The sequence below is a fragment of the Mesorhizobium sp. M0815 genome (assembly GCF_040319995.1).
Lineage (GTDB): Bacteria > Pseudomonadota > Alphaproteobacteria > Rhizobiales > Rhizobiaceae > Mesorhizobium.
Genome location: NZ_JAMYOU010000036.1, coordinates 36,554 through 43,798 on the forward strand (window position 1 = coordinate 36,554; position 7,245 = coordinate 43,798).

At 61.3% G+C, this 7,245-nt stretch carries 7 protein-coding genes; 3 read left to right on the top strand and 4 right to left on the bottom strand.

Features of this window, described 5'->3' with window-relative positions:
- Positions 1-593: 593 nt before the first annotated feature.
- Positions 594-2,240: an MFS transporter gene (locus NKI01_RS27285; RefSeq protein ID WP_352965315.1), complete on the bottom strand. Its 1,647-nt coding sequence runs from the start codon at positions 2,238-2,240 to the stop codon at positions 594-596.
- Positions 2,241-2,835: 595 nt separating this feature from the next.
- On the opposite strand from NKI01_RS27285, the gene NKI01_RS27290 reads away from it, so the two are divergent.
- Both NKI01_RS27290 and NKI01_RS27295 read left to right on the top strand, forming a co-directional pair.
- Positions 2,836-3,651 (top strand): class I tRNA ligase family protein, encoded by an 816-nt coding sequence (locus tag NKI01_RS27290; RefSeq protein ID WP_352965317.1) that lies wholly within the window; start codon positions 2,836-2,838, stop codon positions 3,649-3,651.
- 11 nt (positions 3,652-3,662) lie between these two features.
- Complete coding sequence (locus tag NKI01_RS27295) at positions 3,663-3,971, top strand: hypothetical protein (protein WP_352881698.1); 309 nt, start codon at positions 3,663-3,665, stop codon at positions 3,969-3,971.
- Between the two features lie 213 nt (positions 3,972-4,184).
- Here the strand turns inward: NKI01_RS27295 and NKI01_RS27300 are convergent, their stop codons facing one another.
- The 3 genes from NKI01_RS27300 to NKI01_RS27310 all read right to left on the bottom strand — a co-directional run bounded on the left by NKI01_RS27300 (position 4,185) and on the right by NKI01_RS27310 (position 6,630).
- A complete protein-coding gene (locus NKI01_RS27300; protein ID WP_352965319.1) occupies positions 4,185-4,694 on the bottom strand; it encodes a GNAT family N-acetyltransferase in 510 nt (169 codons plus the stop codon).
- The gene (locus NKI01_RS27305) at positions 4,695-4,979 is read right to left on the bottom strand and encodes a type II toxin-antitoxin system TacA family antitoxin (protein WP_352453587.1); all 285 of its coding nucleotides are present in this window, start codon (positions 4,977-4,979) and stop codon (positions 4,695-4,697) included. It abuts the gene before it with no gap.
- A gap of 466 nt (positions 4,980-5,445) precedes the next feature.
- Complete coding sequence (locus NKI01_RS27310; protein ID WP_352965321.1) at positions 5,446-6,630, bottom strand: glycosyltransferase family 9 protein; 1,185 nt, start codon at positions 6,628-6,630, stop codon at positions 5,446-5,448.
- Between the two features lie 319 nt (positions 6,631-6,949).
- Between NKI01_RS27310 and NKI01_RS27315 the strand changes: the two genes are divergently transcribed.
- Positions 6,950-7,105, top strand: a complete 156-nt coding sequence (locus NKI01_RS27315) for a hypothetical protein (protein ID WP_352493109.1) — start codon at positions 6,950-6,952, stop codon at positions 7,103-7,105.
- Positions 7,106-7,245 lie beyond the last annotated feature (140 nt).

Consider the following 7,245-nt stretch of genomic DNA (forward strand, 5'->3'; position numbering starts at 1 on the left):
GATAAAATGACCCGATCCAATTTCAGTCGATCAATCAGCGCCCTTCGTCGGGGCTGTCGGTCCGCATCGCGCCTGGCGACGGCGCTATGCTGGTGCTCCTACGGCCGCCCTGTTGAACCGCTTTCTCCAGCACCGAACTGAATTGGTCCCGCTGGCGGACATTTCGATGCTTCCGCCTTGCGGGCCTTCTTTGTTGCGGCCGGCTCTGCGGCACGGCTGCGCCGACGTGAACGTGCTTGGCGGCACGTTTTGTGAGGGAGGGAAAGAGGCGCGCGGCCCTCTCCCTGCAAGTCGCCGCTGGCGGATTCCTCCGTCTGCCCGCTTCGCTCCGTGCAGACCGGGGAGACCCCTCCGCCCCCTTGCTCGCGCTGCTCGCCACGATGCAGGGGGACAGGCGACCTGAACCCGTGCCCAAGCCGATCTGATGGCAGAGGCGGTGGGGCTGGACATGGGCCCGTGGTGGACGTACGTGCCACACAAATCCTCATGCTCGCCTAACCGACCGCAACGTATGGCAATCCGGGCAGTCCCGACTAAAGATGGAGTAGGTCTCGGCCATTCCCGTGTCCGAACCCAGAAAAGTTACTGGTTCCTTACGGGCGCGATACAAAGGGCACGGGCTGGACTTGGCTGCCGGGGGCGGGGCTTGTCGACCGCTCGATCGAAAGTGAGAGACGAGGAGGAGAATCACCGACCTGCAGAGCGGCAAGGCGCTCGCCTACCTCCCTGTCAGTCACCGTTAGCCGATGGTTTAGACGAAGATAGTCCGTCCATGTCGGCGTGCGGAATATCTCGGTCCAAAGAGTCGAGTTCTGAAGATCGCGCTGGAGGGTCCAGTCCCGCGCACCGGCACGGCTCTGAACGCGCCGCCTTTCGCGCATGCAGCTCAGAAATTCCTCGATATTCTCCTCGGGTATCGAGTACTCCACCTTGATCACGATCGGGCCGCTCCTGGGCTTCAAATCGAGGGCCAGTTCTGGTGGCCTGAAGTCGAAGGCCCCTTGATCCGATTCCTCCCATAGCCGTACCGGCAATAGCTTTCCCACGGCTGCAACCAGCAACAGCGCCGCTGCAGCACCTTCCAAAGCCCACGTCAGGGAATAGTACTGCGCGACAGCACCCCAGATCCAGCTGCCCGCTGCCATGCCGCCGTAGGTCAGGGCGTAATAGATCGACAGGGTGCGACCAACGACCCACCTTGGGCTTGCCAACTGCACACACACGTCGGTTCCGGTCCAGGTGACAACCCAGCCTGCGCCAGCGATTGCAAGCGCGATCGCTGCTACAGCCACCGATGATGTGAGAGCCAGTAAAAGGCAACACGTTGCGCAAGCAACGGATGCGAGCGTGATCAATCGATTTTGGGACGTGATGCGTCGCAAGTAGCTATTGCCAATGCCCGCGATGAAGGCGCCTGTGCCGAAGCCGGCTAACAGGACGCCGTAAACAATTGGCCCCCCCGCCAGTTGGTCGCGAACCACGAGGGGGAGCAGAGCAAGGATCGAGATGCTTGACAGCCCGAACAGGGTTGCGCGCACGATCGCCACTCTGATCTCCGAGGAGATTGCCGTGAAGCGCATGCCATCATGAATGGCCGTCGTCATCCGCTCGCGCGGAAGAGGCGAAGAGCGAACTTGCCACTTGGAGCGCAGCACAGCGCTCAACGGGACCAGGTCGGTCAGCGCAGCGAAGGCGAAAGCCGTAAGGGGGCCCAGCAAAGCCAAAATTACACCGCCCAGCGCCGGTCCTATGCTCCGAACCACGTTGTACCCCACCGACATCAGCGTCACTGCAGCGGGTATGTCGCGCTTTTCCAGGATGTCGCCGACCGAGGCGTGCCAGGCTGGATCATTCAAGGCAAAGCCGCATCCCGCCAAGAAACTCAGTCCCAAGATCAGCCATGGACTGACAAAGCCGAGTCCAACAGAGAGAGCCAGCGCCGTGGATGCCAGTGCGATCAGGCAATGTCCGGCAAGCATCACGCCGCGGCGGCTGAAGCTGTCTGCAATCGCTCCAGCAAGGATCGACAAGAAGAAGGCGGGCAGTGTCGATGCAGCCTGCACGAGCGCAACCATCAGATCGGAGGCTGAAATCGTTGCCATAAGCCAGCTTATAGCCACGCTCTGCACCAGCCAGCCAAGGCTGGATATCTGCGTGGCTGTCCAGATCGAACGAAAGACCGGATTCTGAAGAGGGATCAGTGTGTTTGCCGCAAAGGGCGGGGAATCTTGACGCCGCATGACTTCTCACCTCCACCACGTAGTTCTTTCACTCACTCACTCGCTGACAGCGGTGCGCTTACGCACAGCTGCGTCACAACCAAGTTCCGATATCGCGCTCGCAACAAAGTAGATGTCGCATCCACGGTGCCGATGCGCGATGAGTGTGCCAGTTGGGCGTCAGCTGGTCTGGGTCGCGCAGCCCGATGGGGTGCGGTCTGCCCTGCGACTCTTGGCCTTGGACGGTGCTACCGCCCCGATGGCCGGGTTGTCAAACTGCCACGGTGCTAGCAGCGCCCATCCCATCCTGACAGGCATGAGCGTACGACGCCGCGCATCGCTGATATCGGAGGCGGGTGCAAGATCAAGGGTGGCATCGTCTTGACAAGTACGAGCTGGTGGACGCCTTCGCCCGACCTATCACATCGGCGATTTATGGGGCCGCCGTTCAACTCGTTGGTCTATGCACAAAAAAACATAATACGCTAAAGACGTTTCGTGTCGGCGCAGGCGCCGAGGAGGGCGCGGAAGCCTTGACCATCGTCATCCCGCCACCGAACGTCACCGGCTCGCTGCACATGGCCATGCGCTCAACAACACGCTGCAGGACATTCTGGTGCGCTTCGAGCGTATGCGCGGCAAGAACGTGCTGTGGCAGCCGGGCATGGACCATGCCGGCATCGCCACGCAGATGGTGGTAGAGCGCCGGCTGATGGAAAAGCAGATCCACCGCCGCGACCTGACGCGCGATGAGTTCATCGACAAGGTGTGGGAGTGGAAGGCCGAGTCCGGCGGCGCCATCCTCAACCAGCTGAAGCGGCTCGGGGCCTCGGCCGACTGGAGCCGGGAGCGCTTCACCATGGACGAGGGCCTGTCCAAGGCCGTGCTCGAAGTGTTCGTGACGCTCTACAAGGAAGGGCTGATCTACAAGGACAAGCGCCTTGTGAACTGGGACCCGAAGCTGTTGACCGCCATCTCGGATCTCGAGGTCGAGCAGCAGGAAGTCAACGGCAACCTCTGGCACTTCCGCTATCCGGTCGAAGGCATGACCTTCGATCCGGAAAATCCGAGGACCTTCATTACCGTTGCGACGACCCGCCCGGAGACGATGCTGGGCGATATGGCGGTCGGCGGTGCATCCCGACGACGAGCGTTTCCGGCATCTTGTCGGCAAGAACCTCATCCTCTGCCGATCGTCGGCCGCAGGATCGCGGTGGTGGCGGACGAGTATTCTGATCCGGAGAAAGGCAGCGGCGCGGTCAAGATCACGCCGGCGCACGACTTCAACGAATTTGAGGTCGGCAGGCGCCATAAGTTGCCGGCGATCAATATTCTCACCGTAGAGGCGGCGGTCACCCTCACGGACAATGACGACTTTCTCGCCGGGACGACATGGTGCGTAGTCGCCATGCTGCCCCTGGCCAGATCGTAGATGACCTCGGCTTGTTCGCCATGGCGAGCCGAAGCACGTTGACGGCCGTGCCGGGTGATGCGCCGTCCCAGACTATCATCCCAAAATCGGCGCGCGCCATCTCCCGGTCTTTGGCGGCGTACAGCCCAGTCGCCCAGATCATTGCGGGGTTCCTTGGCCGTATGGAAGACCCCGACATGTTTGTAGCCGTAGCCCGCGAGCAGGCCCTGCGCCTCGGCATCGGCTCCAGACGCGTCGCCAATCAGCACGCCGTGCACGGCAACAACGATTGGGCGGATCCGAGCGATGGCAGGTTCCGGCAGCTCAAATATCTCGCGTGAACCCCCTATGAATATCATCGACATCATGACTTTCCCTTCTCTCCAGGGCTCCCTCGCTCTGACCGCCGTCTCCCTCTGGCCCTGCGTGAGGGGTCACCCGAACGCCGAGACGGCGAAGCCGGCTCGGGGAGCGGCGGGACGCCGCAACTAGAGCCCGGTCGGCGGCAGGCCGGCGCGCAGACCTGCCGCTCCGGAGGCGCTACGCGCGCGGAGCTAGTGGCCTTTGTCGGCCAGCCAGAGGCTCACGTCCTGGATCGAGCGCATGAGCACCGACGGATTGTCCCGCGCGGGAATGAAGCCCCAGCTCTGCCAGTAGCGCTCTGCCTCGGCGTCGATCGCCCGCACCACCACCGCGCGGCCGCCGACGATGTCGGCGCCGGCGACGCAGCGATGCAGCGCGTCCTTGACCAAGCCGCTACCGACGCCTTGTCCGGCATAGCGGTGGTCGACGGCGAGTTGTCCGATCAGCAGGCAGGGGATCGGATCGGGCGGGCGTCCGGTGCGGATGGCGCGCGGTGCGCTGTTTGGCTGGATCACGCCCGGCGCGAGGCCGTAATACCCGACGACTGTTCCCTCGTCGTGAACGACCAGGACGCGGGTAAACCCGCGGGCCTGGTTCGTTCGCGCGAAGCCGGCCAGCCAAGCGTTGAGCGCCGGCTTGCCGCAATCGAAGCTGTCGAGGCGGTGCGCGTCATCGAGGAGTTCGATGCCTGAAAGCGCCACCTAGCGGTCCCAGGGCGGGGACCGACGCAGCCGCTCGGCCGCCTTCGCCGGGGGCGCAGCGGCCGGGGCTGAGATCGCCTGCATGAAGGCGTCATAGGCTTCCGGGGACACGCGGATGACGGTTTCGTTGAGGATGGCCGCCTGCGCCTCGTGCAGCGCGGCGCGCCGCATGAACTCCGTGCGCGACAGGCCGAGCAGCTCCGCGCCGCGGTCGATGATGGTGAGATCATCGTCGCGAAACCGCATCGAGACGGGTGCTTCCTTCCTGGTGGGTGTGGTGGCCATGGCGCGCTCCTGTGCTGCGGACGTATATACGTTAGTGTAACGCGGAACGCAATACTACGTTCCCTGGCGACGTCTCGTGGCGGATGGTCTCAGGATTTCTCGCCGCATCGGTTCTTCTCGGCTTCTCGCCCCAGTCGCCATTGCCGCAACCCAGAGCAAGGTGGCTTTGGTCAGCTCCGGCGGATCAATTACGGCTTAGGAAGCGCATTTGTTTTTGGCGGCCGGATGAGCGGGTCCAGAAGCGAAGTCGCTGCCATGACTGTCGCCGGACGAGCCCCGGCTATCCCGAACCTGATAAACATCTGACGCGATGGCGACTTTCGGGCCGTCACGCCACAAAGGAGGAACGGCTATGAAGGCTGGGCGGCGGCACTTTCATTCTCAGACGCCGCTCTATGCCACCTGTCGGCCAATGTGACATCGCCACTGCGGTCCGGGCAATCGCGGTTGTGGTGACCGCGAGCCACTAAGCTTGTGCCGTACCCTTACAATGATTCATCAAGGCGTTTACCTCGGCAATCACGAGATCCGGCGTGATGTCGAACTTGCATCGGACTTTGACCGGACAATGCCGCACTTGGTCCAGACCACATCCGCGACATTCAATAACACTCATAAGCATGCTGACCAAGGGACCTCGAAACCCCCAAATCTCCGGTAGATGTGACGCCGTGAAAATGCCGATAGTAGGGCGGCCAAGCTGGGCAGCGACATGGCCGGTGCCTGAATTGTTCGAAACGACGAGCGCGGCCGAATTCACGAGACAATTGAATTCCAATTCTGACAAGTGGACAGCCGTCCGAATGTTCGCGGCTCCACGTTCCCTAGCTATCTTCGCAACCTCCTCAAGCGCTTCCAGGCATTCGCCACGGCCAACGAGGACCACCTCACCACGGGTCGAAAGAGCAGCGACAACTTTGCCAAAACTTTCAATCGGCCAATCTCGCAGGCTGGAATTGGAGAACGGAGCCACGACAATCGGGGCATTGCCTGTAGTCGAATTCTGTGGGTGACCCGCTCCGCTTTCGAAATAGGCAGCTGCCTTTGCGACCAGAAAGAGGAGGATTTCTGACACATGCTGGAGACGCACCTGCTTACGGTCAATGAACCAATCAAGCCATCTACGGGGGATTTTGTTAGCAAGCCCTATTTTTTGGACCAGCTTGTAGAAAATGGTTCTGCGCAGTTTCAGATTGAATGGCGCTATCGCAATATCGATCTGATGCATGCTGTACGGATCAACTATCGCCGCACGGTGCCTGGCGGGGACTTCAAGCAAGATGGGCCTTGTTTCTTCCGGAACACGCATATCAATGGCAAGATCAAACTCGCCGGTCAGCAGCGGCCTTATGTCGGCGGCTTCTTTGCGCGTTTTGACTTTTGGGTTGCGAGGAAAAAAGTCAAAAGCAATGTGATCGTCGGCGAGGTCGAACTGTTTTGCAGTAGCGATGTTCCAGCTTCCCACCACCAGCGTAATGTGGGCATGCGCAAAACGCTGACGAAGGTCCTTTAGGGGCCCTAGAGACATCCAAAAGTCGCCGACATGATCAAGCTTGAGGACCAAAATTCTCATCCTTGCGCTTGACTGTTCCGGCTCTTCCCAGCTGCGGTATATAATTTGATTGCCGTCGTGCTTTGTAAAATATGCCATTGCCATTCCGAAGATTATACGGTCAACACTGATAGCCCAGTGACGCGTGTGTAGGGTTGGAGTGCTCCCCACTTGTCCGCGTCTCCGCAAGAATTCTGCCATCAGATCCAAGCCGCGCTCCAGCAGGAGCTGTCGGGCGAAGTCTGCATCTCTAGCGGTGGTAGCGCGCCAAGAAGCCAGCTATGTCCCGACCCGCAATGTGAAGGGCTTCGTCACGGTCTTGCATGCAGTGAGTTCGAGAAACGCCGAGTAGACGGCGTTCGCCAAGCCGCCGTCCCCAGATCTCGAGCATAACGGCAGTGGCCTCGCTCTTTGGTCGATGCTGATCCTGAATGAGACCGTCGCCGCCGGCGACGACATCGCCGGCCGGATTGACCGTCTCCGGCACGCCCTGTCGCTGTGGTCCCGCATCATGGTGGTTACAAAGGACCCGCCGCAGGCGCTTTTTTCTGCGCGTCCGGGTCGTCCAACATGAAGTGGACGAATCAACCCTGTGATGAAGTCGAGCGCCGGCCCCCGGGGGTGGGGGAGGGGGGGGGGGGGGACACCCAGGTTATGCGCCGCGGGGTTGGGGGCGGCCGATAACCCGCAGCGCCCGGGTTGGCAGGGGGGTTT